21 protein-coding genes are annotated in these 23,869 nt (G+C 65.2%); 5 read left to right on the forward strand and 16 right to left on the reverse strand.

Annotated features, from left to right (window positions below; translation table 11 throughout):
• Positions 1-219: 219 nt before the first annotated feature.
• The 3 genes from fabA (at position 220) to fabV (ending at position 3,259) form a co-directional block, all read left to right on the forward strand.
• A complete protein-coding gene (gene fabA / locus ACVMB1_RS34640; RefSeq protein WP_057015289.1) occupies positions 220-741 on the forward strand; it encodes a 3-hydroxyacyl-[acyl-carrier-protein] dehydratase FabA in 522 nt (173 codons plus the stop codon).
• 43 nt (positions 742-784) lie between these two features.
• Positions 785-2,008 carry a beta-ketoacyl-ACP synthase I gene (gene fabB / locus ACVMB1_RS34645; RefSeq protein ID WP_057015290.1) on the forward strand — a complete coding sequence of 408 codons (1,224 nt, stop codon included), beginning with the start codon at positions 785-787 and terminating at the stop codon, positions 2,006-2,008.
• Positions 2,009-2,086: 78 nt separating this feature from the next.
• Positions 2,087-3,259 carry an enoyl-ACP reductase FabV gene (gene fabV, locus ACVMB1_RS34650; protein ID WP_057015291.1) on the forward strand — a complete coding sequence of 391 codons (1,173 nt, stop codon included), beginning with the start codon at positions 2,087-2,089 and terminating at the stop codon, positions 3,257-3,259.
• Between the two features lie 120 nt (positions 3,260-3,379).
• Here the strand turns inward: fabV and ACVMB1_RS34655 are convergent, their stop codons facing one another.
• The 11 genes from ACVMB1_RS34655 to rimP form a co-directional block, all read right to left on the reverse strand.
• Entirely contained in the window at positions 3,380-3,976 is a 597-nt protein-coding gene (locus ACVMB1_RS34655) for a glutathione S-transferase family protein (RefSeq protein WP_076824493.1), read from the reverse strand.
• Positions 3,973-4,449: a GNAT family N-acetyltransferase gene (locus tag ACVMB1_RS34660; protein WP_076824495.1), complete on the reverse strand. Its 477-nt coding sequence runs from the start codon at positions 4,447-4,449 to the stop codon at positions 3,973-3,975. Before ACVMB1_RS34660 ends, ACVMB1_RS34655 begins: the two co-directional genes overlap by 4 nt.
• A 123-nt stretch (positions 4,450-4,572) precedes the next feature.
• On the reverse strand, positions 4,573-5,307 hold the full coding sequence (locus ACVMB1_RS34665) for a superoxide dismutase (protein ID WP_076824497.1): 735 nt from the start codon (positions 5,305-5,307) through the stop codon (positions 4,573-4,575).
• Between the two features lie 205 nt (positions 5,308-5,512).
• Positions 5,513-7,675: a polyribonucleotide nucleotidyltransferase gene (gene pnp, locus ACVMB1_RS34670; protein WP_050383431.1), complete on the reverse strand. Its 2,163-nt coding sequence runs from the start codon at positions 7,673-7,675 to the stop codon at positions 5,513-5,515.
• Positions 7,676-7,989: 314 nt separating this feature from the next.
• Positions 7,990-8,259 carry a 30S ribosomal protein S15 gene (gene rpsO, locus ACVMB1_RS34675; RefSeq protein WP_016844725.1) on the reverse strand — a complete coding sequence of 90 codons (270 nt, stop codon included), beginning with the start codon at positions 8,257-8,259 and terminating at the stop codon, positions 7,990-7,992.
• Between the two features lie 2 nt (positions 8,260-8,261).
• Positions 8,262-9,371, reverse strand: coding sequence for a tRNA pseudouridine(55) synthase TruB (gene truB / locus ACVMB1_RS34680; protein WP_076824499.1), 1,110 nt, complete (start codon positions 9,369-9,371; stop codon positions 8,262-8,264).
• Positions 9,371-9,781: a 30S ribosome-binding factor RbfA gene (gene rbfA / locus ACVMB1_RS34685; RefSeq protein WP_028343913.1), complete on the reverse strand. Its 411-nt coding sequence runs from the start codon at positions 9,779-9,781 to the stop codon at positions 9,371-9,373. The genes truB and rbfA overlap by 1 nt, the downstream gene beginning before the upstream one ends.
• A 174-nt stretch (positions 9,782-9,955) precedes the next feature.
• A complete protein-coding gene (gene infB / locus ACVMB1_RS34690; protein ID WP_076824501.1) occupies positions 9,956-12,652 on the reverse strand; it encodes a translation initiation factor IF-2 in 2,697 nt (898 codons plus the stop codon).
• A gap of 107 nt (positions 12,653-12,759) precedes the next feature.
• Positions 12,760-13,446, reverse strand: a complete 687-nt coding sequence (locus ACVMB1_RS34695; RefSeq protein ID WP_057015296.1) for an RNA-binding protein — start codon at positions 13,444-13,446, stop codon at positions 12,760-12,762.
• Positions 13,447-13,461: 15 nt separating this feature from the next.
• Complete coding sequence (nusA, locus tag ACVMB1_RS34700) at positions 13,462-15,078, reverse strand: transcription termination factor NusA (RefSeq protein WP_057015297.1); 1,617 nt, start codon at positions 15,076-15,078, stop codon at positions 13,462-13,464.
• Between the two features lie 3 nt (positions 15,079-15,081).
• Positions 15,082-15,870: a ribosome maturation factor RimP gene (gene rimP, locus ACVMB1_RS34705; protein ID WP_016840382.1), complete on the reverse strand. Its 789-nt coding sequence runs from the start codon at positions 15,868-15,870 to the stop codon at positions 15,082-15,084.
• Positions 15,871-16,217: 347 nt separating this feature from the next.
• On the opposite strand from rimP, the gene ACVMB1_RS34710 reads away from it, so the two are divergent.
• Both ACVMB1_RS34710 and ACVMB1_RS34715 read left to right on the forward strand, forming a co-directional pair.
• The gene (locus ACVMB1_RS34710; protein WP_076824503.1) at positions 16,218-17,288 is read left to right on the forward strand and encodes a DUF2336 domain-containing protein; all 1,071 of its coding nucleotides are present in this window, start codon (positions 16,218-16,220) and stop codon (positions 17,286-17,288) included.
• Between the two features lie 206 nt (positions 17,289-17,494).
• Positions 17,495-18,337, forward strand: a complete 843-nt coding sequence (locus tag ACVMB1_RS34715) for a phytanoyl-CoA dioxygenase family protein (RefSeq protein ID WP_076824505.1) — start codon at positions 17,495-17,497, stop codon at positions 18,335-18,337.
• A gap of 90 nt (positions 18,338-18,427) precedes the next feature.
• Here ACVMB1_RS34715 and ACVMB1_RS34720 read toward each other — a convergent pair whose 3' ends face one another.
• From ACVMB1_RS34720 to ACVMB1_RS34740, 5 genes are all read right to left on the reverse strand, one after another.
• Positions 18,428-19,168: a tRNA (guanine(46)-N(7))-methyltransferase TrmB gene (locus ACVMB1_RS34720; RefSeq protein WP_057015301.1), complete on the reverse strand. Its 741-nt coding sequence runs from the start codon at positions 19,166-19,168 to the stop codon at positions 18,428-18,430.
• Complete coding sequence (locus tag ACVMB1_RS34725) at positions 19,165-20,289, reverse strand: M20 family metallopeptidase (protein ID WP_057015302.1); 1,125 nt, start codon at positions 20,287-20,289, stop codon at positions 19,165-19,167. The genes ACVMB1_RS34720 and ACVMB1_RS34725 overlap by 4 nt, the downstream gene beginning before the upstream one ends.
• Positions 20,290-20,468: 179 nt before the next feature.
• Positions 20,469-20,885, reverse strand: a complete 417-nt coding sequence (locus tag ACVMB1_RS34730; protein WP_028335515.1) for a helix-turn-helix domain-containing protein — start codon at positions 20,883-20,885, stop codon at positions 20,469-20,471.
• Positions 20,886-21,146: 261 nt separating this feature from the next.
• Positions 21,147-22,760 (reverse strand): apolipoprotein N-acyltransferase, encoded by a 1,614-nt coding sequence (lnt, locus tag ACVMB1_RS34735; protein WP_076824507.1) that lies wholly within the window; start codon positions 22,758-22,760, stop codon positions 21,147-21,149.
• The gene (locus ACVMB1_RS34740; protein WP_076824743.1) at positions 22,757-23,869 is read right to left on the reverse strand and encodes a hemolysin family protein; all 1,113 of its coding nucleotides are present in this window, start codon (positions 23,867-23,869) and stop codon (positions 22,757-22,759) included. The genes lnt and ACVMB1_RS34740 overlap by 4 nt, the downstream gene beginning before the upstream one ends.

A 23,869-nucleotide genomic window follows, 5' to 3' on the forward strand; every position in this document is an offset into this window, starting at 1 on the left:
CTAAGGAGAAGCGGTCATTTATCCTCGGAATGCCGCTTTGCCGCCCAGTTGGCGCTATGTTAGAGAGCGCGCGGACCACATATGCGCTTTCGGCAGAGATAACAGGCCGTAGCGTACCCAGGTAGCGCCAAGATGCGGGACGGGTTATTCCGGTTCCCGTGGGTAGATCAAGGTCCGACCAAGCAAAGCGCTCATCGGGACATCAGAGGTGGAAAGAGGATGCTGGATCGGCGCGGCGGTTACGAATACGAGGATTTGCTGGCTTGCGGGCGGGGCGAGCTTTTCGGTCCCGGCAACGCCCAGTTGCCGCTGCCGCCGATGCTCATGTTCGATCGGATCAGCGAGATTTCGGAGAATGGCGGCGAGTTCGGCAAGGGGCTGGTGCGCGCCGAGCTCGAGGTGAAACCGGATCTCTGGTTCTTCGGCTGCCATTTCAAGAATGATCCGGTGATGCCGGGCTGCCTCGGCCTCGATGCCATGTGGCAAATGGTCGGCTTTTACCTCGGCTGGATCGGTGGCGAAGGTCGTGGCCGCGCGCTCGGCCTCGGCGAGCTGAAGTTCTCCGGACAGGTGCTGCCGCAAGCGCGCAAGGTTGTGTACAACATCGATATCAAGCGCGTGATGCGGTCAAAGCTCGTGCTTGGAATTGCCGACGGGTGGCTTTCCATGGACGACGAGATTATCTATCGCGCCAAGGACTTGAAGGTCGGGTTGTTCAAGCAGGGCACGGCTCCATCTTGAGCAGGATCATCATGCGGCAACATAAAGGCAGGGCGAGGCGAACATGAGGCGGGTTGTCATCACGGGGATGGGTATTGTCTCGTCCATCGGTAACAACACCCAGGAAGTGCTTGCGAGCCTCTACGAGGCGAAGTCGGGCATTTCGCGCGCGGAGAAGGCCGCCGAACTCGGCTTCCGCTCGCAGGTGCACGGTGCGCCGACACTCAATCCTGCCGAGGTGATCGATCGCCGCGCGATGCGGTTCCTTGCCGAAGGTGCGGCGTGGAATCACGTTGCGATGGAACAGGCGATCCGCGACTCGGGCCTCGAGGAAAACGAAGTCTCCAACATCCGCACCGGCATCATCATGGGATCCGGCGGTCCGTCGACGCGCACGCTGGTGGAGGCCGCCGACATCGCGCGCGCCAAGGGCCCGAAGCGGGTCGGTCCGTTCGCAGTGCCGAAGGGCATGTCCTCGACCGCGTCGGCGACGCTCGCCACCTGGTTCAAGATCAAGGGCGTGAACTATTCGATCTCGTCGGCCTGCGCGACGTCGAACCACTGCATCGGCAACGCCTATGAGACGATCCAGATCGGCAAGCAGGATGTCATCTTCGCCGGCGGCTGCGAGGAACTCGACTGGACGCTGTCGGTGCTGTTCGACGCCATGGGCGCGATGTCCTCGAAATACAACGACACGCCCGCCACCGCCTCGCGTCCCTACGATCTCAACCGCGACGGCTTCGTCATCGCGGGCGGCGCGGGTGTCGTGGTGCTGGAAGAGCTCGAGCATGCCAAGGCGCGCGGTGCCAGGATCTATGGCGAGGTCGTCGGCTACGGCGCAACCTCCGACGGCTACGACATGGTGGCGCCGTCAGGCGAGGGCGCCGAGCGCTGCATGCGCATGGCGATGTCGACGGTGAACACGCCGGTCGACTACATCAATCCGCACGCCACTTCGACGCCCGCCGGCGATCCGCCGGAGATCGAGGCGATCCGCAAGGTGTTCGGCACCGGCGACAAGTGCCCGCCGATCTCGGCGACCAAGGCGCTGACCGGCCACTCGCTCGGCGCCACCGGCGTGCAGGAAGCGATCTATTCGCTGCTGATGCTGAACAACGGCTTCATCTGCGAGAGCGCGCATATCACCGAACTCGATCCGGTGTTTGCCGACATGCCGATCGTGCGCAGGCGCATCGACAACGCCAAGCTCAACACCGTGCTGTCGAACTCGTTCGGCTTCGGCGGTACCAACGCGACGCTGGTGTTCAGGCGGCTTGACGCGTGATTTCGCCTCTCCTCGCTTGCTGAGGGACATCCGCGGGCAGCGAATGGGAACATTGCAACGATCCGGAATGGGGTGGGAATGATTATTGAACCGCGCGTGCGAGGCTTCATCTGCACGACGGCACATCCCGTCGGCTGCGCCACGAATGTCCGCGAACAGATCGCCTATGTTCTGAAGCAGGGTCCGGTCGCCGACTGCCCGAAGCGCGTTGCCGTGCTGGGCTGCTCGACGGGGTATGGCCTCGCGAGCCGCATCGTCGCGACCTTCGCCGGCGGCGCCGATACGATCGGCGTGTCGCTGGAGCGTGAGCCGTCGGAAAAGAGAAGCGCCAGCGCCGGCTGGTACAACAACCGCGCCTTCGAGATCGAGGCCCAGAAGGTCGGACGCTCGCCGCTCACGCTGGAGGGCGACGCCTTCTCCGACGAGCTGAAGGCGACCTTCATCGAGCGCGTGCGCGAGAAATTCGGGCAGCTCGACCTCCTGGTCTACAGCATGGCCGCTCCGGTCCGCACTGATCCCGACACCGGCAAGACCTATCGTTCGGTGATCAAGCCGCTGGGCGCCCCGGTCGAGATCAAGACGCTCGACACCGAGACCGGCGAGGTGTTCCAGACCACGCTCGAACCGGCCAGCGAGGAGCAAACCGCGGCCACCGTCGCGGTGATGGGCGGCGACGACTGGAAGCGCTGGATCGACCAGCTCGCGGATGCCGGCGTTTTGGCGCCGGGCTTCCAGACGCTCAACTACACCTATATCGGCAGCGAACTGACCTGGCCGATCTACTGGAACGGCACGCTCGGCCGCGCCAAGGTCGATCTCGACAGCAAGGCGGAAGCGATCCGCGGCCGGCTCGGTGCGGACGCCGCCCGCGTCGTCGCGCTGAAGGCCGTGGTCACCCAGGCGAGCTCGGCGATTCCGGTGGTGCCGCTCTATGGCACCGTGCTGTTCAAGGTGATGAAGCAGCTCGGGCTTCACGAAGGCTGCATCGAGCAGATTGATCGCCTGTTCCGGACGAAGCTCGGTAAGGGCGTCGAGCTCGATGACGCGCAGCGCGTCCGGGTCGACGATTGGGAGCTTTCGCCCGAAGTGCAGACGGAAGTGTCGCGGCGCTGGCCACTGCTCACCACCGAGACGCTCGGCGAGTTGGCCGATCTCGGCGAGTACAAGAGCCAGTTCCTGCGCCTGTTCGGCTTCGGCATCGACGGCGTCGACTATACGCAGGATGTCGATCCCCGCGTCGTGCCGGGTTAGGCCGTTCGGGAAACATCGCAATCACAGCTTCGTAGCCCGGATGGAGCGCAGCGCATCCGGGACAGTCCCTCTGTGGCAGAGAGCCCCGGATTTCGCTGCGCTTCATCCGGGCTACATGTCTCACCCCGCCGCGATCTTCTCTGCGCGCTGGAACGCGGGCCGGGCCACGCAGCGGCCGATATAGGCCTCGAATGACGGCCGCGACGGCACCATCTTGAACACGCGCACCGCAAAGTTCAGTCCCGCGCCGATCGCGATGTCGGCCGCGGAGAATTGATCGCCGAGGATCCATGGCCCCTTCTGCAGCTCGGCGTCGAGCACGTCGAACACCTGCGCGGCGTTGCCCCATGCCGCGGTGCTGGTCGGCACCTCGAGCTTGGTGAAGAGCTGGATCAGCGCCGGCTCGATGCAACTCGGCGAGAAAAACAGCCACTGCAGATAGCGCGCCCGCTTCGGGTCCGTCGCTGCCGGCGCGAGTTTGGTCTCGGGATAGCGGTCGGCGATATAGGCGCAGATCGCGGCGGCCTCGGCGAGCTGCGCGTCGCCGTCGGTCAGCGCGGGCACCTTGCCCATCGGGTTGATCTTGAGAAAATCGGGCGATTTCTGCGCCCCGGTGCTGATGTCGGTCAGCACCCGTTCGTATGGCAGGCCGGATTCCTCCAGCAGCCAGATGGCTGAGAACGAGCGCGAGCGCGGCGACCAGTACACCTTGATCATGGCTTAGCCTCCGATGTGCGGTTTGTTCTCATCCACCGATAGTGCTTCATCATGAAGCCGGTGACCGGATGGGGCGCTTCCTTCTCGAAGATGAAGCCTTCGCGCTCGTACCAGCGCCAGGCCTTCTCGTTCTCCCGGACGCATTTCAGCCAGATCTCGTCGGGCATCTGCCGGCGCGTGAAGGCAAGCAGCTCGCGTCCCAGGCTCCGGCCCTGATAGGTGGGGACCACCATCAGCTGATCGAGCAGCGAGGTCGGCAGGTGCAGCGCAAGCATGGCGGCGATGGCGCCGCGATCGTCGACGACGAACAGGCTCCAGCCACCAGCGATCTCGCGCGGCAGGCGGACACGCAGATCGTTCAACAGGTTGTCGCTGGCTTGTGAGAGCCCGGTCGAAACCCAACTCGCCATCCAGGCGCGCGCGATCGCGTCATGTTCGTCGGGACGAGCGGGGCGGATGATCGGCAGCGTCATTGTTCCCTATCGCCTTCGACGCCGGCGGCGCGACGCTGTGGGTGCATAAAGGTGAAAGCCCGCGAGCGCCTCGCGGAGCTTTCAACTCTAGCGTAGTTGTGTGCGACCGGCGAGCCCGGCGGCTCACACGCCGAGCGTGCCGGCCTTTGCTGCCGCATAGCGCTCAGCCACGGCCTTCCAGTTCACCGTATTCCACCACGCCTTGAGATAATCGGGCCGACGGTTCTGATAGGTCAGGTAATAGGCGTGCTCCCAGACGTCATTGCCGAGCAGCGCGCGCTTGCCGTCCATGATCGGATTGTCCTGGTTCGGCCGGGTCTCGATCGCGAGCTTGCCGTCCTTGGTCACGGTGACGAACACCCAGCCGGAGCCGAACACGCGCCCGCCGGCGGCGTTGAAATCGGTCTGGAATTTTTCCATGCCGCCGAGGTCGCGATCGATCGCGGCGAGCACCTCGCCGTCCGCCTTGCCGCCGTTCGGTCCCATGATCTGCCAGAACATGGTGTGGTTGGCGTGGCCGCCCATGTTGTTGCGCACGCCGGTGCGGATCGCCTCCGGCACGCTGCCGAGATTGGCGAGCACCTCGACGACCGGCTTCTCGGCGATCTGCGGATTGTCCTTGGCGAAATTGTTGAGGTTGGTGACATAGGCCTGATGATGCCGGTCGTGATGGATTTCCATCGTCTTGGCGTCGATATGCGGCTCCAGCGCATTGGTGGGATAGGTCAGCGGATCGATCTTGAACGGTCCGGCTGGGACCTGCGCCGTGGCCTGCGCGAATGCCGTGCGCGATGCGGCTGCGGCTGCGGCGATGCCGCCTGCTGCGATGATCAAATGGCGTCGGGACATCGAGGACATCGTGGTTCTCCGTGCTGGGAAAGCTTCCTGATGTTAGGCCCGAGTTGTGAACGGGTTCCAGCGAATCCGGTCACAATGCCGGGTCAAAACCGCGCATGCCGATCAGCGGAGATTGATTTGCGCCCATCTCGGCAAACCAAAAAGGGCGGCCACAGGGCCGCCCTTTTCGTAACAGTCGATTTGGTAACAATCGATTTGCCCTGGCTTACTCGCCGGCAGCTTCGCGCGGCGCCGCAGCCGGCGCTTCGGTCTTCTGCTTGGCCTCGAGATCCTCGCCGGTCTCCTGGTCGACAGCCTTCATCGACAGGCGGGTCTTGCCGCGATCGTCGAAGCCGAGCAGCTTGACCTTGACCTTGTCGCCTTCCTTGACGACGTCGGAGGTCTTCTGCACGCGGTTGGACGCGAGCTGGCTGATGTGGACGAGGCCGTCCTTGGCGCCGAAGAAGTTCACGAACGCGCCGAACTCCATCACCTTGACGACGGTGCCCTCGTAAATCTGGCCGACCTCCGGATCGGAGGCGATCGACTTGATCCACTTGATCGCAGCCTTCATCGCCTCGCCATCGTTGGAGGCGACCTTCACGGTGCCGTCGTCCTCGATGTTGACCTTGGCGCCGGTCTTCTCGACGATCTCGCGGATCACCTTGCCGCCGGTGCCGATCACTTCGCGGATCTTGTCGGTGGCGATCTTGAAGGTCTCGATGCGCGGTGCGTATTCGCCGAGCTCGGCGCGCGCCGCGGTCAGAGCCTTGGCCATCTCGCCGAGGATGTGGATGCGCCCTTCCTTGGCCTGGCCAAGCGCAACCTTCATGATCTCTTCGGTGATGCCCTCGATCTTGATGTCCATCTGGAGCGAGGTGATGCCGTGGTCGGTACCGGCGACCTTGAAGTCCATGTCGCCGAGATGATCCTCGTCACCGAGGATGTCCGACAGCACCGCGAAGCGCTGACCTTCGAGGATCAGGCCCATGGCGATACCGGCGGTCGGCCGCTTCAGCGGCACTCCGGCGTCCATCAGCGACAGCGAGGCGCCGCACACCGAGGCCATCGAGGACGAGCCGTTCGACTCGGTGATCTCGGAGACCACGCGGATCGTGTACGGGAACTCGTGGTGCGGCGGCAGCACCGGGTGGATCGCGCGCCAGGCGAGCTTGCCGTGGCCGATTTCGCGGCGCTTGGTGCCGCCGAGGCGACCGGTTTCACCGACCGAGTAGGGCGGGAAGTTGTAGTGCAGCAGGAACGTTTCCTTGTACGTCCCCGACAGTGCATCGATGTACTGCTCGTCCTCGCCGGTGCCGAGCGTGGTCACGACCATCGCCTGGGTCTCACCGCGGGTGAACAGCGCCGAGCCGTGGGCGCGCGGCAGCACGCCGGCTTCGGCGATGATGTTGCGCACGGTCTTGGCGTCACGGCCGTCGATGCGCTTGCCGGTGTCAAGGATGTTCCAGCGAACGATCTTGGCTTCCAGTTCCTTGAACACGCCGGCGACGCGAAGCTTGTCGTATTTCGGCTCCTGGCCTTCCGGGAAGAAGTGCGCCAGCACCTTCTCCTTGACGGCGCCGACCGCGGCATAGCGTTCCTGCTTGACCGGGATCGCATAGGCCTTGCGGAGCTCCTGTTCGGCGATGCCGAGCATCTCCTTCTCGATCTCCGAATTGTCGATCGTGGTGACTTCGCGCGGCTCCTTGGCGGCCTTCTCGGCGAGTTCGATGATCGCGTTGATGACCGGCTGGAAGTGGCGGTGGCCGAACATGACCGCGCCGAGCATCACGTCCTCGTTGAGCTCCTTGGCTTCTGATTCGACCATCAGCACGGCGTCGGCGGTGCCGGCGACGACGAGATCGAGCTGGGTCTCGGTCATCTCGTCCAGCGTCGGGTTGAGCACGTATTCGTCATTGGCGAAGCCGACGCGCGCGGCGCCGATCGGGCCCTTGAACGGCGCGCCCGATAGCGTCAGGGCGGCGGAGGCGGCGACCAGCGACACGATGTCCGGATCGTTCTCCATGTCGTGCGAGAGCACGGTGACGATCACCTGGGTCTCGTTGCGCCAGCCGTCGACGAACAGCGGACGGATCGGGCGGTCGATCAGGCGGGAGACCAGCGTCTCCTTCTCGGTCGGACGGCCTTCGCGCTTGAAGTAGCCGCCGGGAATGCGGCCGGCAGCGTAGGTCTTCTCCTGGTAGTCGACCGTGAGCGGCAGGAAGTCGACGCCCTCGCGCGGCGCCTTCGCCGCGACGACGGTGGCAAGCACCACGGTCTCGCCGTAGGTGGCCATCACGGCGCCATCAGCCTGGCGGGCGATCTTGCCGGTTTCAAGTTTGAGGGGACGTCCACCCCAGTCGATTTCGACGGAATGCGAATTGAACATTTCGGTTTTCTTTCATGGTTTCACGAAAGCACGGCGCCCTGAAACACAAAGACCATGCCAAGACGGCGAGACACTGATGCGCTGTCGCGATCAGCATCCGGCGATCCTGCCATGGTCCCTGGATTTCGGATGGCGTCCATCCTTTCGGTCATCTGGGCATCTTGCCCGGTCCAGCGGCCGGATTGCTGCTGGACGCTAGTGTGCATGGCGCGACTGCCATGCTGCGCATGATCATCTTTCGACAATTCGAAAGCCCGAGTTCACGGACGACCATGCGAAAACGCGCGCGAACCCTCGCGCGCGTGCTTCTCAAATCAACGACGGATGTTGTGCTTTTCGAGCAGCGCCTTGTAGCGCGCCTCGTCCTTGCGCTTGATGTAGTCAAGCAGGGAACGACGCGTCGACACGAGCTTCAGGAGGCCGCGGCGTGAATGGTTGTCCTTCACATGGCTCTTGAAGTGCTCGGTGAGGTTATTGATGCGTTCCGACAGGATCGCGACCTGAACCTCGGGCGAGCCGGTGTCGCCGGCTTTGTTGGCATTCGTCTTGATGACTTCCGCTTTGCGTTCGGCGGTAATCGACATCGTCAGTTACTTTCATGGTTGCGAGCCGGACCGGCAGTCAGTCCGTTCAGGTTGAACACGCGCTTGGGGATGAGTTCGCCATTGCCAATTTCGGCAAGCGCGAGAAGCCGGCCTGCCACCGTGACATAGACTGTGCCGCTGGTATTGGGCGCATCCCGTCCGCGCAACAAAACGGCCTGGCCCCTGTGGAGCCTTGCCGCATCAGCCCGTGTGACGGCCAGTGCCGGGATGTCGTCCAGCGCGGTCTCAACGGGCAAAAGCGCGTCGGCGAGGCTGCCCTCGCCAGACGCGGCTCTATTGCATAAAGCCTCCAACTGTTCCAGCGGAATCATGTCCCGTTCGGTAAACGGACCGACAAGGGTCCGCCGCAGGGCGCAGATATGGCCAAAACAGCCCAGAATCCGGCCCATATCGCGGGCCAGCGCCCGGACATAGGTTCCCTTGCCGCACTCGGCCTCGAACACGGACTGGCCGTTATCGCCATGTTCCACAAGGGTTAATTCGTGAATTTCGACCGGGCGCGGCTTCAGTTCCACAGTCTCGCCGTCGCGCGCCAGATCATAGGCGCGCTCGCCCTGCACCTTGATCGCCGAATATTGCGGCGGGATCTGCTCGATCACCCCGGTAAAGCGCGGCAACAGTTCCCGGATCGAATCGGCGGTCGGCCGGCTCTCGCTGGTCCTGACCGGCCGCCCCTCGGTGTCGTCGGTGTCGCGCTCCTCGCCCCAGCACACCGTGAAGCGGTAGCGCTTGCGGCCGTCCATCACGAACGGCACCGTCTTGGTGGCCTCGCCCAGCGCGATCGGCAAGCCGCCGGAGGCGAGCGGATCGAGCGTGCCGGCATGGCCGGCGCGCTTGGCCTGGAACAGGCGCTTGAGCACCGCGACCGCCTGCGTCGAGGTCATGCCGATCGGCTTGTCGAGCACCACCCAGCCGTGGACGTCGCGCTTGTCGCGGCGCGGCTGCTGGTTCTGCCTGCCCTGCTTCTGGCGCGGGTCGTTGTTGGTGCGGCGCGCATCGTCGGTGCGATGGCCGGCAAAAGCATCCCGCTCAGCGTCGCGCGCGTCGGTATCCTTCGCGTCGATAACGCTGTTGGTCGTCATCACAGTCATCACTCGTCGTCCGAATCGGGTGCAAGGTCTCGCTGCACCGCAGGTGTCCGCAGTAGTTTCTCGATGCGCTCCGCCTCGTCGAACCGCTCATCGACGCGGAAGCGAATGTCGGGTGCAAATTTCAGGTTGACGCGGTGCGCGATCTCGCCGCGAAGGAACTTCTTGTTGCGCTCGAGCGCGGATATCACCGTGTCGGTGTCGCGTCCGCCGAGCGGCATCACGTAGATCGTGGCGAGCTTCAGATCCGGCGACATACGCACCTCGGGAACGGTGATGATGTGGCCTTCCAGATCGGGATCGTGAACCTCACCCTGTGACAGAATCTCGGCAACTGCATGGCGAACCGTTTCGCCGACGCGCAGCTGACGTTGCGATCCGCCGGGGCTGGAACTCTTCTTTTGACGGGGCATGACCTTTTTCCAAAACCGTCGCGCCCGCCAGCCGTGGCCGCGGGCATCAATGTCCTTGCTTTGCTTTCAATCGGACGATGCGCTGGTGGCCGGACTAAAGTCCGGCCACGCCGTCGCATTTTCAGTTAAATGGACCCAACGCCTAGCAAGATCTGCGCTTCGTAAGATTTGGACTTACAGAGAGCGTTGGATCGTCTCGATGCGGTAACACTCGATCACGTCGCCGACACGCATGTCGCCGTAGTTCTCGAACGCCATGCCACACTCCTGGCCGGCGACCACTTCCTTCACTTCATCCTTGAAGCGCTTCAGCGTCGACAGCTTGCCTTCGTGCACCACGACGTTGTCGCGGATCAGGCGAACATTGGCGCCGCGTTCCACGGTGCCGTCGGTGACGCGGCAACCCGCGACCTTGCCGACCTTGGAAATGTTGAACACTTCCAGGATCTGCGCGTTGCCCAGCATGGTTTCGCGCAGCGTGGGCGCGAGCAGGCCGGACATCGCCTTTTTGATGTCATCCACGAGGTCGTAGATGATGTTGTAGTAGCGGATCTCGATGCCGTTGCGCTTGGCCGCGGCCGCCGCTTCCTTGTTGGCGCGGACCGAGAAGCCGATGATCGCGGCGTTGAAGCCTTCCGCCAGCGTGACGTCGGATTCCGAGATGCCGCCGACGCCGGCATGCAGGATGCGGGCGGCGACTTCGTCGGTGCCGAGCTTCTCGAGCGAGCCCAGGATCGCTTCCAGCGAGCCCTGCACGTCGGCCTTGACGATCAGCGGGAACTCCTTGCGGCCCGCGGTCTTGAGCTGCGACATCATCTGCTCGAGCGAGCCGCGCATGCCCGAGATCGAGGCCGCGGCATTCTCGCGCTTCTGGTGCGCGCGATAGCTCGTGACCTGACGGGCGCGGGCTTCGTTCTCGACCACGGCGAGACGATCGCCGGCTTCCGGCGGGCCGTTGAAGCCGAGCACCTCGACCGGCACCGAAGGGCCGGCCTCTTCGAGATTCTCGCCCTGGTCGGAGATCAAGGCGCGGACGCGGCCCATCTCGGCGCCGGCCACGATGATGTCGCCGACGCGCAGCGTGCCGCGCTGCACCAGCACGGTCGCGACCGGACCGCGTCCGCGATCGAGCTTGGCTTCGATCACGGTGCCTTCCGCCGGACGCTCCGAGTTGGTCTTCAGGTCGAGGATTTCAGCCTGCAGCGCGATCATCTCGAGCAGCTTGTCGAGATTGGTCTTGTTCTTGGCCGAAACCTCGACGTCGACGACGTCGCCGCCGAGCGATTCGACCTGCACCTCGTGCTGGAGCAACTCGGTGCGCACGCGCTCCGGCCGCGCATCCGGCTTGTCGATCTTGTTGATCGCCACGATCATCGGCACCTTGGCCGCTTTGGCGTGATTGATCGCCTCGATCGTCTGCGGCATCACGCCGTCATCGGCCGCGACCACCAGCACGACGATGTCGGTGACCTTGGCGCCGCGGGCGCGCATCGCGGTGAACGCGGCGTGGCCGGGTGTGTCGATGAAGGTGATCTTGGTGCCGCTCTCGGGCGACAGCACCTGGTAGGCGCCGATATGCTGGGTGATGCCGCCGGCTTCGCCCGATACGACGTTGGCGTGGCGCAGCGCGTCGAGCAGCGAGGTCTTGCCGTGGTCGACGTGACCCATGACGGTGACCACCGGCGAGCGCGGCTCGGTGTCGGTGGAATTGTCGACGACGTCGAACAGGCCCTCTTCCACGTCGGACGCCGCGACGCGCTTGACGCTGTGGCCGAGTTCTTCGGCGATCAGTTGCGCAGTGTCGGCATCGATCACGTCGGTGATCTTGTGCATCGCGCCCTGCTTCATAAGCATGCGGATGACGTCGACCGCGCGTTCCGACATGCGGTTCGCGAGTTCCTGGATCGTGATCGCTTCCGGAATGGTGACTTCGCGGATCAGCTTTTCCTTCGGTTCGTTCGACGCATGCCCCTTCAGGCGCTGGGTGCGGCGGCGGAACGAGGCGATCGAACGCTCGCGCACGTCGTCGGCGTTGAGCGCAGTGGTCAGAGTGAGGCGGCCGCGCTCCTTCTGCGGGCCGGGCTTGTGGGTGGTCTTCGGAGCCGCGGCGGGGCGCACGGCGCCGCCGGGGCGGCGCACCAGGCGCGGACCTTCGTCTTCGTCCGGCCCGGCCGCAACTGCCGCCGGCCGCGGCGCAGAGGCTGGTGCGCGCGCGGTTGTCGTGGTGGTCGGGCGTGCTGCGGGCGCGCGGGCAGGCGGAGCAGACGCAGGTGCGGCTGTCGCAGGCCTGGCCGCTGTTGTGGCCGGAGCGCCGGGTTTGGCTTCGCCCTCGCCAAAGCGGCGCTTGGCCTCGACCTCGGCCTTGCGCTTGGCCTCTTCCTCGTGGCGGTGGCGCTCCTCTTCCGCTTTGCGGCGGGTTTCGGCGGCCTCGCGCTCTGCCTTCTCGGCAGCCTCGCGGACGGCGCGGCGCTTGGCTTCCTCTTCGGCCTGGCGGCGCTCCTCGATGTCGCGCTGACGGGCGTCGGCCAGCGCGCTGGCGCGCGCGGAACGCTCGTCCTCGGTCAGGGTCGGCAGCACCACGCCGGAGCGGGTGTTACGCTGTTGCTGGCCGGGAGGCGGGCCTGAGGGGCGGCCGAGCGGCGGCCTGGCGGCCGGCGCCGCAGGCTTTGCAACCACGGGTTCCGGCGCGTGCGCCTCGCCGGGACCATCGCCACCGACGCGACGCTTGCCGCGCTTCTCGACCACGACCTGCTTGGTCCGGCCGTGGCTGAAGCTCTGGCGCACGGTGCCCGTCTCGACGCGCGGCTTCAGCGACAACGTCTTGCTCGGGACACTCAAAGTCTTGTCGCCAGGGGTCTTGGTATCAACCATTCAGCAGTCCTAATCTCGTTTCGCTGTGCGTTTGCCGCACAAATCCTTCAACGTGTCGTCGTTTGCTGAGCATGACCGGTCGGAAAGACGGCGTCCGCCTTCCCGGATCACGCTCTGGAATTTCTGGCCGCTTCGGCGGTCTTGTCGTCGTCGGCCATCCGGTATCGGACCAGCATCTGGCAGCGCGACAGGAACGTCTTGCTCGCCGGGCCCGCGAGCAGCGCAGCATGTATCACATTTGACCGCCCAAGTGCCAAATCCAATTCTTCCGACGTCAAAACATTGACGACGGGGATTACCGGCGATTCACCACGTTTTTCGCCCCTTTGCCCCACGATCGCGTCCAATTTGCGGATTCCGTCCGCCGCGCCGTCGGAAGCGTGGATCAGGGCTGCAGTTTCGTTCCGGTTGAGTGCGTCCTCGACCTTGCCGAAGCCCGAAACGACCTGACCGGCTTTGGCGGCCATTGCCAGGGCCTCGGTGACGCTGCGCACCAGGAGGGTGTCGGTATCGGTGGGAAGGGTCGGCGCGACGCGGACGTCGCGCTTGAATCCCTTGCTAAATTGGTGACGGCGGACCGCTTCCGCAACGCTGCGCCGCGACGCGGAAACCCAGAGTCCGCGGCCGGGCAGCTTGCGCTTGATATCCGGGATCACCTCGCCTGTGGGCGCGACGACGAACCGGATCAGCTCGTCGATCGGACGCACCTCGCGGCTGACCGCGCACATCCGCGTGGTCGCGGACTTCTGCGTCCGCGGCCCATCGTCGAGATCGGGGTCAGCCTGAGCCAGCATCCGTGGGGCATCTCCTTACGAAGCCGTCGTTTCTGCTTCGGCGGCCTCGGCCTCCTCGGCAGGCTTGGCGAGGTCGGCCTCGGTGATCCAGCCGGCCTTCAGACGGGCCTGCATGATCACGGCCTCGGCCTCGTCGCGCGAAATCTCGATGCCGTCGAGGAACCCGGCATGCTTGGTCGGCTCGCCGCCTTCCTTGCGCTCGGTCCAGCCGACCAGATCGTCGGTGGCGCAGCCGGCGAGATCCTCGACCGTCTTCACGTCGTTCTCGCCGAGCTTGACCAGCATCTTGCCGGTGATGCCGGGCACGTCCTTCATGGCGTCCTCGACGCCGAGTTCCTTGCGCTTGGCTTCCAGTTCCGCCTCGAGCTGTTCCAGATATTCGCGGGCGCGGGTCTGCAGCTCGGTGGCGGTCTCCTCGTCGAAACCCTCGATGCCCGCGAGTTCCTTGACATCGACAAGCGCGAGTTCCTCGACCGAGGTGAAGCCTTCGGAGGCGAGCAGCTGGCCGACCACCTCGTCGACATTGAGCGCTTCCATGAACACGCGGGTCGAGTTCTCGAAGTCGGCCTGGCGGCGTTCCGACTCTTCCTGCTCGGTCAGGATGTCGATGTCCCAGCCGGTCAGCTGCGAGGCGAGGCGAACGTTCTGGCCGCGGCGGCCGATCGCCAGCGACAGCTGGTTGTTGGTGTCGGGAACCACGACCTCGATGCGCTCGCGGTCCTCGTCGATCACGACCTTGGCGACTTCAGCCGGCGCCAGCGCGTTGACGACGAAGGTCGCGATGTCGGGCGACCACGGGATGATGTCGATCTTCTCGCCCTGCAACTCGTTCACCACGGCCTGCACGCGCGAGCCGCGCATGCCGACGCAGGCGCCGACCGGGTCGACCGAGGAATCGCGCGAAATCACGCCGATCTTGGCGCGCGAGCCCGGATCGCGGGCGACCGCCTTGATCTCGACGATGCCGTCGTAAATCTCCGGCACTTCCTGTGCGAACAGCTTCGCCATGAACTGCGGATGGGTGCGCGACAGGAAAATCTGCGGACCGCGGGTCTCGCGGCGGACGTCGAAGATATAGGCGCGGACGCGGTCGCCGTTGCGGAACACTTCACGCGGCAGCATCTCGTCGCGGCGCACGATCGCTTCGCCACGGCCGAGGTCGACGATCACGCTGCCATATTCGACGCGCTTGACGATGCCGTTGACGATGTCGCCGATGCGGTCCTTGAATTCCTGGTACTGCCGGTCGCGCTCGGCCTCGCGCACCTTCTGCACGATCACCTGCTTGGCCGACTGCGCGGCGATACGGCCATATTCCAGCGGCGGCAGCGTGTCGGCGATGGTGTCGCCGACCTGGGCGCCCGGATTGGCGCGCTGCGCGTCGTGCAGCGAAATCTGGTTCGACGAGTTTTCGACGACGTCGACCACCAGCATGTGGCGGGTCAGCCGCAGCTCGCCCTTCTTGGCGTCGATCTCGGCATGGACGTCGGTCTCGCTGCCGTAGCGGGCACGCGCGGCCTTGGCGATGGCGTCTTCCATCGCCGCGATCACGATGGAGCGGTCGATCGACTTTTCGCGCGCAACTGCGTCTGCGATCTGCAGCAGTTCGAGTTTGTTGGCGCTGACTGCCATGGCTTAGTCTCCTTCGGATGGATCGATCTCGCCACGGCGCGCGCGCTCGGCCGCCAGGCGGTGCTTTTTGGTGTTAGTCGGAGCCGGTTTCTTGCCGGGCTTGTGAGCAGGCTTATCACCAGGCTTGGGTTTCGGCTTCTGGCTCTTCGCCGGATCGCTCTTCTTGGCGTGGGCCGGTTGCGGCGGCGCGAGGCCGAGCTCGCGGCGCAGCTCGCGCTCGGCGGCCTTGCCGCGGCGCATCGATTCCTCGATCAGCTCATCGGTCAGCACCAGCCGCGCGTCCGAGATGTCCTCCATCACCAGGAGAACCTCGGCGTCCTCGTCCGGACGCGGATCGTCGCGCCTGATGCGCACCGCATCGCCCTCGACGCCGGCAAGCACGCCGCGAAACCGCTTGCGGCCCTGATGCGCCACCGCCATCTCGATCTTCACGAGATGCCCGGTGTAGCGCTCGAAGTCGGAGCGGCGCACCAGCGGGCGGTCGATGCCGGGCGACGAGATTTCCAGCCGGTAGGCACGCTCGATCGGGTCGGCGACATCGAGCACCGGCGACAGCGCGCGCGAGATCGCCTCGCAATCCTCGAGCTGCATCGAGCCATCGGGTCGCTCCGCCATGATCTGCACGGTGCAGCCGGCATCGCCCGAGACCTTGATGCGCACCAGGCGATAGCCCATGCCCTGCAGCACCGGGACCGCGACCGCGGCGACGCGCGCCGCGACCCCGGGCTCGACGACGAGACGCGGCTCGGCGAGCAGTTCGGTGTCCACGGACGTGGCGGTCGGTTCGGTCATATCCAGTGTCAAAGGCTGTCTAAGGTCTTAAAGGCTGCCGAGGTCTGTTGTGTTGTTCAGGTGGCCTTAAGGGGCCGCTAACGCTACCCAAACCGGACCCGGCCTCGTTGGGTCCCGTCAGGTAATAAAAAAGAGCGGGTCCCGGGGGGCCCACTCTCCTACGCGATCGTATGAGATACCATAAGTTGCGCTGGATATAGCTCTTTTGCCCGGGTCCGGCAAGGCCCCCGGGTCCGGCGGGAGGCGATTTTACGGCTCTCCGGATGCCGGATTGATCTAACCCTCCGTTTACGAACGAGACCATAGATTGCCGAAAATCGGCAGAAGTCGCCGGTTGGACAAGGCCCATGACGACAGCCCCTGCGCTGATCCCGGAACTCGACGATATCGTTCGCCGCGGCGACCCCAAGCGCCGCGCCGAGGCCGCGCGGCGGCTCGGCGAGCTGTTCCTGCAGGGCGCCGCGAGCTTCCGTCCCGACCATATCGACCTGTTCGACGGGGTGCTGACCAGCCTGGTCCCGCATGCCGAGCTTGCCGCGCGGGTCGATCTCGCCGAACGGCTCGCGCTGCTCGCCAACGCGCCGCGGCATCTGGTCGGGCAGCTCGCCCGCGACGACGAGGTCGCGATCGCGGGGCCGCTGCTGCGCCGATCGCCGGTGATTGACGAAAAGGTGCTGGTCGAGATCGCCAATGCCAAGGGCCAGGGCCATCTGCTCGCGATGGCCGAGCGATCGAAGCTCTCGACTGCGCTGACCGACGTCCTCGTCCGACGCGGCGATCGCGACGTCATCCGATGCGCGGCCGGCAATGCGGGCGCGGCGTTCTCGGACGCCTCCTTCACGACGCTCGTGCAACGCGCCAGCCAGGACGGCGTGCTGACGCTGCGGATCGGCCGCCGCGATGATCTTCCGCCCGAGCATCTGAAGGGCCTGCTCGCCGGCTCGATCGACGTGATCCGCCGCCGTCTGCATGCCGTCGCCAAGCCGGAACGCCAGGCCGAGATCAAGCTGGCGATGACCGAGATCGAGGGCGTGATCGTTCAGGTCGAGGGCCGCGATTTCACGGCCGCGCAGCGCGCCATCCTGGCGCTGCATCGCGCCGGCGAATTGAACGAGGCCGCGGTGGCCGGCTTCGCAAAGGCCTTCAAATATGAGGAATGCGTGGCGGCGCTCGCCGCGATGGCCGGCGTGAAAATCGTCACGCTTGATCGCCTGATCTCCGGCGACCGTTATGATCCGATCCTGATCGCCAGCAAGACGATCGGCTTCGAATGGCCGACCGTGCGCGCCCTGATCCTGATGCGGCTCGGGCCCAACCGCGTGCCGTCTCCTGCCGATATCGAAGGTGCGCGGGTGAATTTCGTGCGCCTGATGCCCTCGACGGCGCAGCGCGTCGTGGAGTTCTGGAAGTCGCGCTAGTTCACGCGGTCGTGGCGGTCTCTCTCCCCGTCATTGCGAGGAGCGAAGCGACGAAGCAATCCATATCTCCCCGCGCCGAACCATGGATTGCTTCGCTTCGCTCGCAATGACGAGCTGAATCAGCTGCGTCAAAATACTTCCCAAAAATTGCGTCGGCCCGCTATGCTTTCCGCAAGGCGCGACACAGCGCCAACAGGGAGATTGCCATGCTGACGGACGCCGACATCCAAACGCACGCCGCGCGGATCCGCGACGACGGATACACCGTGATCGAGCGCGCCGCCTCGCCCGATCTGGTCGAGGGGTTGAAGGCGGCGGTGCTGAGAATCGAGAGCGAGCGCAATCTCGCACCTGCCAGGACGTCGTTCGAAGGCTTCAAGACGCTGCGCATCAACAACCTCCTGACCTATGACGATCTGTTCTGGGAGGTGCCGCTGCATGACAACGTGCTGCCGGTGGTCGAACGCGTGCTGGACAGGGAATGCCTGCTGTCGTCGTTCTGCTCGCTGGTGCTCGGGCCCGGCCAGGAAGCGCAGCCGATTCACGAAGACACCCAATTGATCCCGTTGCCGCGGCCGCACATTCCGATCACGATCAATGCGATCTGGGCGCTGTCCGATTTCCGCGAAGATAACGGCGCGACGCGGATCATCCCGCGCAGCCACAAATTCGATTCGTCGCCCGAATACGGCAAGGAGTACGACGCGGTCACCGCGACCATGCCGGCCGGCAGCGTGATGCTGTTCGACAGCGCGCTGTGGCATGGTGGCGGCGCCAACAGCAGCGACGCCAGGCGCTTTGCCTTCTCCTGCGCCTATTGCTGGGGCTGGATGCGGCAGCAGGAGAACCTGCAGCTCGGCATTCCGCGCGAGACCGCAGCCCGCTTTCCGCGCCGGCTGCAGGAATTGTGTGGCTACAGCGTCTACAAGGGCCAGTTCGGCCACATCGACAATCACGATCCGATCGAGCTGCTCGGCCGCGAGCGCGGCAAGCGGATGGTGTGGGAGGCGACCGACGTCAGGAAGGCGCGGCTGGCGGGGCAGGCGTGAAGATATCCGTCATTCCGGGGCGATGCGAAGCATTGAACCCGGAACCTCGAGATTCCGGGTTCGTGCTTCGCACGCCCCGGAATGACGGCGTCAAGGCAAGCGCTTGAACCTCAAATACGCCGCCTTGCGCCCTTCGCGCTCGGCCTTGGCGCCGTAGCGCGTCATTGTGTAGTTCGGCCACGGCTGCTGCCAGTCGATCGCGCGCTCGGCGAGCCAGGCGAAGTCGGGCGAGCGCATCAGATGCGCCAGCGTCCAGGCGCAATAGTCGTCGATGTCGCTGACGAAGCGGAATTCGCCGCCCGGCGGCAGCAATCGTGTCATCGCAGCGACCGTCGCATCCTGCACGAAGCGCCGCTTCCAGTGCCGCCGCTTCGGCCAGGGATCGGGATGGATCAGGTCGATGCGCGCAAGCGAACGCGTCGGCGCCCAGGCCAGCAGTTCGGCCGCGTCGCCGGCGAACAGGCGGATATTGCCGATATTCAGCGCCTCGATCTGAGTCAGGATCTTCGCCATGCCGTTGACATAGGGTTCGCAGCCGATGAAGCCCGTGGCCGGAAAGGCCTGTGCCTCCGCGATCAGATGCTCGCCGCCGCCGAAGCCGATCTCGAGCCTGACATTCTCGATGCCGTCATCGAACAACTCGGTCAGCGCCTCGGGCGCGGGCGCCGAGATGTCGACCGCCAGATGCGGCAGCAGAGTGTCGATCAGGTCGGCCTGATGCGGGCGCAGCTTGTGGCCCTTGCGCCGTCCGAAGAACGAGCCGCGCGCATGCGCCATCGCGCCGTCGTCGGGGGAATCGCGATCGCCGCGGTCGCCTGGAGCCGGTGTCATCGCAGCGTTTGATAGAGACGGTGGAGCAGCCGCGCGCGCGGCTCGATCGACGAGATGTAGAGCTGCTCGTAATGGGTATGCGCGCCCTTGCCGTCGACGCCGAGGCCGTCGAGGGTCGCCGTGTGTGGCGCGGTGAAATTGCCGTCGGAGCCGCCACCGGTGAACACATCCACCAGCTCGAAGCCGAGCTCGGCGGCCAGCCCCTTGGCGTGCTCGTAGAGCGCGGCGCCGGCGTTGCTTTTCTCATAGGGCGGACGGTTCAATTCGCCCGATATCTTCACGCTGACGCCCTCGGTGCGTGAGGTGATTCCGAGGATCCTCGGCACCAGCTCGTCGGCGTCGGCCATCGTCGGCACGCGCATGTCGACTTCCGCATAGGCCTCCTCGGCGATCACGTTCGGCTTGGTGCCGCCGCGGACGACGCCGACATTGACGGTGACGCCGCGCTTCAGGTCGTTCATCGCCTCCAGCGCCTGGATCACATTGCCGAGCTCCCGGATCGCGCTGCGGCCGTCCTCGGGGCGCGTGCCGGCATGGGCCGGCGCGCCCTTGATGAACACGTCGAAACGCGCAACGCCCTTGCGTCCGGTGACGATCTTGCCGCCGTCGCGCGCCGGCTCGGTCACCAGCACGTATTTCGCCTTGCGGCCCTCGGCCTCGATCAGCGCCCGCGAGGTCGGGCTGCCGATCTCCTCGTCCGATACGTAGAGCTGGGTGATGCCGAGCGGCGGGCGCGCGCCGTCGGCGCAGACCTGCCTGAACGCATGATGGGCGAGGTAGGCTCCGCCCTTCATGTCGTAGATGCCGGGGCCGAAGGCGCTGTCGCCGTCGACCTTGAATGGTAACCGTTCGATGAATCCCATCGGATGAACTGTGTCGAGATGGCTCAGCACCAGGATGCCCGGCGCGTCCTGGCCCCAGGACGAGCGCGTCACCAGGTGGTCGCCGCAGCCGTCGCGTCCCGCAATGCGCTCCACCGTGGCCGGCAGGTCGCGATAGCCCGACGCGACGAGATCAGCCAGCTTGTTGACCTGATCGGGCCGCTCGGTCGGAGATTCGATCTCGACCCAGCGGCGGATGCCGTCGAGAATCACGGCGGTTTCGAACGGATTGCTGGACATGCTGTTGTCGTCGCCTGTGAGTTCGCTTTGTCATTGCGCGCACGCGCCGAAGCACGATCAGGAATCATGCTCAAAGGAGGCGCTCAAGCGCGATGATGCTCAAGCTGAGCTCATCGCGTTGGCGCGCGCCGGAATGGCATATTCCAGATTTGACGATCTCTCAAACGGATATGGCTGAATCAGGCCTGCTCGGCCGCCTCGCGCGCCGCGATCTGCTCGACAAGTTCGACGATGCTGCGGCGGAGCTTGGCGTCCGCAATCCGCGTGAAGGCGCGGGTCAGGGCCAGGCCCTCGGCGGTTGCCAGAAAATCGGAGACGTAGGTCGGCGAGGCACCCTCGCTGAAGCCGTCGGCGGTCTTGACCCCGCTCGGGCCGCCGTCGAACAGGAAGGAGACCGGCACCTGCAGGATTTCGGAGATCTGCTGCAGCCGGCTGGCGCCGACGCGGTTGGTGCCCTTCTCGTATTTCTGCACCTGCTGGAACGTCAGGCCTAGCGCCTCGCCCAGTTTCTCCTGGCTCATGCCGAGCATGATGCGTCGCATACGGACGCGGCTGCCGACATATTTGTCAACAGGATTGGGCGCTTTGGTGGACATCTCCAACTCTCCTAAGGGATTGCGCGCCCGTGGATGAGGCAAGTTGGAAGTGGAGTATGCCTCAGGCGCCGGTGCCGTCAAATCCTGCAAGGAGGATCGGGACGAAATGCGGACAATTTGCGCAAAGGGGCTGACTTGGCTTGTGATTTCGCGTGGACCCGTACAATGCGAAGTGCACGGTCGATCTGTCAACTGGTGGAATCATACTGAGGTAAATTTCGACGTTTTTTCGGGTTCGCGACAACCGGCGATATGCAGCCGTCAGGGTTTTCGCCTCACAAACCGCCGCCGCAACACGAACGCCAGGGCTGTGATCACAATCACAGCGGCGGGGACGTTCCCGACACGCGCATAGATCGTCGGCGCGATGGCTGCCGGCAGGCCGGCATCGAGCACGCCTTCGATGCCGAGCCCGAGTTGTGCAACGATCCGGCCAACCGGGTCGATCACGGCCGAGATGCCCGTGTTGGCGGCGCGGACCATCGGCAGGCCTTCCTCGATGGTGCGCAGCCGGGCCTGTTGCAGGTGCTGGTAAGGGCCGGTCGAGATTCCGAACCATCCGTCATTGGTGACATTGACGATCCAGCCGGGACGGTCGTCGCGGCTCACGACATTGCCGGGAAAAATCGCCTCGTAGCAGATCAGCGGCAGGGCGCGCGGTGCATTCGGAATATCGAGCGTCCGGCGAATCGTGCCGGGAATGTAGCCGCCCTGCACCTTGGTGAGCTGCACGAAGCCGAGCTTCTCCATCCAGTCCTGGAACGGCAGATATTCTCCGAACGGGACAAGATGCAGCTTGTCGTAGACCGCAAGCACGTTGCCGTCGTGGTCGATGACGTAGATGGAATTATAGGCGCGCGTCACGCGGACGCCGGGCGGCAGATCGGGCGCGCGCACCGAGCCGGTGATCAGCACGGTTCCCTTCGGCAGCAGGTCGGCGATCTGCGCCATCGCGTCGGCTTCCTTGGTCAGGAAGAACGGAAACGCGGATTCCGGCCAGATCAGGATGGTGGCATCCTTCACGCCGGTGGCGTGCGGCCCGGAGGCGCGATCCGACAGGGTGAGATATTTCTGCATCACCGCCGCCTTGGCGGAGTAGTTGAACTTGGCGTCCTGCTGCAGATCGGGCTGCATGATGCGCAGCTTGACGCCGTCGACCAACCTGGTCGGCTGCTGCGCGAGGCGGACCACGCCGAACGCCAGCATCGCCGCCAGAACCAGCACCGCGGCCACCGGCGCGCGCCACGGCTTGCGGCCGCGCGAGGCGCCATCGATCAACACGGCCGGACTTGCGAAGATCGCGACGGCCAGGAACGTCATGCCCCAGAGCCCGATCAGCGACGCGGTCTGGGCCAGCGCCAGCGGCTCGGTCAGTGCGTAGCCGAACGCATTCCACGGAAAGCCGCTGAGGAGATGGCCGCGCAGCCATTCCGAAATCGTCAGGCTGACCGCGAGCGCCAGCACGCGCGAGGCGTCGCGCGGCCAGATCAGCCGCGCCAGCGCGAAGCCGAACGCGGTGAACAAAGCGAGATAGGCAGGCAGGCCGAGCACCGCGAACGGCGTCAGCCAGGCGAAGGTGTCCGCATCGACGAAGAAGGCGTAGCCGATCCAGTACAGTCCCGGCACGAAATAGCCGAGGCCGAACCAGAAGCCGGACAGCGCCGCGGCAGGCAGACCGCGCCAGCGGCCGGCCGCGCTGCCGTCGATCAGCCAGACCGCGATGGAAAAGGTGAGAAACAGAACCGGCCAGGCGTTGAACGGCGCCATCGCCAGCGCAGACAGCGCGCCGGCCGCGAGCGCGAGGACGGCGCGTTTCCATCCCCAGGTCAGGATGATTGCAAGGCCGATCGATCGGAGCTTGTCGGACAGCCTCACTGCGGACCGGCTCCCTCGCCGGGCGGCGGCAGGTTGTCATTCGCCTGCGGGTTTCCGGAGTCCGGCGCCTGCTCGCGGCGCCGCTCGCGCTCCTTGCGCGGCGTCGGCCGTTCCTTGCGCGCGCTGATGCGCACGCGCTTGACCCGCCGCGGATCGGCGTCGAGCACCTCGACCTCGTAATTGCCGGGTCCCGAAATCACCTCGCCGCGCACCGGCAGGCGTCCGACGAACGATACGAGGTAGCCGCCGAGCGTCTCGACCTCCTCGCCGGCGTCGCCGATCACGAAATCCTCGCCGATCACCGAGCGGACATCGTCGAGGCTGGCGCGCGCATCGGCGATGAAGGAGCTGTCCGGCTGGCGCACGATGGACGGCGGCTCGTCGGAATCGTGCTCGTCGTCGATCTCGCCGACGATCTGCTCGACGATATCCTCGATCGACACCAGTCCGTCGGTGCCGCCATATTCGTCGACCACCAAAGCGAGATGGATCCGCGAGGCCTGCATCTGCGCCAGCAGGTCGATCGCGCGCATCGACGGCGGGATATAGAGCAGCTTGCGGATGATGTTGGCTTCCGACAGCGGCAGCGCGAGATCGACGCTGCGCAGATCGAGCCCCGCCGGGAACGGCTTCTTGCGCTTCGTCTTGGTCGCGTCGGTGACGCGGGCTCTCGCGGTCATGAAGGCGAGCAGGTCGCGGATGTGCACCATGCCCTCGGGGTCGTCGAGGGTTTCGTTGTAGACGACGAGCCGCGAATGCGCCGCGCTCTCGAACAGGCTCATCAATTCGCCGAGCGGAATGTCGCGCTTGACCGCGACGATGTCGGCGCGATGCACCATGACGTCGGCGATCCGCCGCTCGTTCAGCGACAGGATGTTGCGCAGCATGGTGCGCTCGATCGCCGAGAAGCCGACATCGTCGGGCGTCGAGGCGTCGAGCACCACCTGCAAATCGTCGCGCACCGAGCCGGCCTTCCAGCCGAACAGGGTGCGGATCGCGCGCACCAGCCAGCCCTCGGCCGCCGGGCGCTGCACCTCGCCCTCATGCACCACGGCGGGCAGGTTGCTCACGTTGCGCGGGTTGTCGTGGGTCGGTTCGGAATCCGGCAT

This window comes from Bradyrhizobium sp. USDA 4504 (assembly GCF_054063995.1).

What these genes read in the sequence shown, in the direction of transcription:
- pnp (WP_050383431.1), bottom strand. Translation starts at nt 7,675, where the DNA reads ATGTTCAATTCGCATTCCGTCGAAATCGACTGGGGTGGACGTCCCCTC.
- truB (WP_076824499.1), bottom strand. Translation starts at nt 9,371, where the DNA reads ATGACTGTGATGACGACCAACAGCGTTATCGACGCGAAGGATACCGAC.
- rbfA (WP_028343913.1), bottom strand. Translation starts at nt 9,781, where the DNA reads ATGCCCCGTCAAAAGAAGAGTTCCAGCCCCGGCGGATCGCAACGTCAG.
- ACVMB1_RS34720 (WP_057015301.1), bottom strand. Translation starts at nt 19,168, where the DNA reads ATGACACCGGCTCCAGGCGACCGCGGCGATCGCGATTCCCCCGACGAC.
- ACVMB1_RS34665 (WP_076824497.1), bottom strand. Translation starts at nt 5,307, where the DNA reads ATGTCCTCGATGTCCCGACGCCATTTGATCATCGCAGCAGGCGGCATC.
- fabA (WP_057015289.1), top strand. Translation starts at nt 220, where the DNA reads ATGCTGGATCGGCGCGGCGGTTACGAATACGAGGATTTGCTGGCTTGC.
- ACVMB1_RS34715 (WP_076824505.1), top strand. Translation starts at nt 17,495, where the DNA reads ATGCTGACGGACGCCGACATCCAAACGCACGCCGCGCGGATCCGCGAC.
- ACVMB1_RS34695 (WP_057015296.1), bottom strand. Translation starts at nt 13,446, where the DNA reads ATGCTGGCTCAGGCTGACCCCGATCTCGACGATGGGCCGCGGACGCAG.
- ACVMB1_RS34710 (WP_076824503.1), top strand. Translation starts at nt 16,218, where the DNA reads ATGACGACAGCCCCTGCGCTGATCCCGGAACTCGACGATATCGTTCGC.
- fabB (WP_057015290.1), top strand. Translation starts at nt 785, where the DNA reads ATGAGGCGGGTTGTCATCACGGGGATGGGTATTGTCTCGTCCATCGGT.
- infB (WP_076824501.1), bottom strand. Translation starts at nt 12,652, where the DNA reads ATGGTTGATACCAAGACCCCTGGCGACAAGACTTTGAGTGTCCCGAGC.
- ACVMB1_RS34725 (WP_057015302.1), bottom strand. Translation starts at nt 20,289, where the DNA reads ATGTCCAGCAATCCGTTCGAAACCGCCGTGATTCTCGACGGCATCCGC.
- fabV (WP_057015291.1), top strand. Translation starts at nt 2,087, where the DNA reads ATGATTATTGAACCGCGCGTGCGAGGCTTCATCTGCACGACGGCACAT.
- rpsO (WP_016844725.1), bottom strand. Translation starts at nt 8,259, where the DNA reads ATGTCGATTACCGCCGAACGCAAAGCGGAAGTCATCAAGACGAATGCC.
- nusA (WP_057015297.1), bottom strand. Translation starts at nt 15,078, where the DNA reads ATGGCAGTCAGCGCCAACAAACTCGAACTGCTGCAGATCGCAGACGCA.
- ACVMB1_RS34655 (WP_076824493.1), bottom strand. Translation starts at nt 3,976, where the DNA reads ATGATCAAGGTGTACTGGTCGCCGCGCTCGCGCTCGTTCTCAGCCATC.
- ACVMB1_RS34740 (WP_076824743.1), bottom strand. Translation starts at nt 23,869, where the DNA reads ATGCCGGATTCCGAACCGACCCACGACAACCCGCGCAACGTGAGCAAC.
- ACVMB1_RS34730 (WP_028335515.1), bottom strand. Translation starts at nt 20,885, where the DNA reads ATGTCCACCAAAGCGCCCAATCCTGTTGACAAATATGTCGGCAGCCGC.
- rimP (WP_016840382.1), bottom strand. Translation starts at nt 15,870, where the DNA reads ATGACCGAACCGACCGCCACGTCCGTGGACACCGAACTGCTCGCCGAG.
- ACVMB1_RS34660 (WP_076824495.1), bottom strand. Translation starts at nt 4,449, where the DNA reads ATGACGCTGCCGATCATCCGCCCCGCTCGTCCCGACGAACATGACGCG.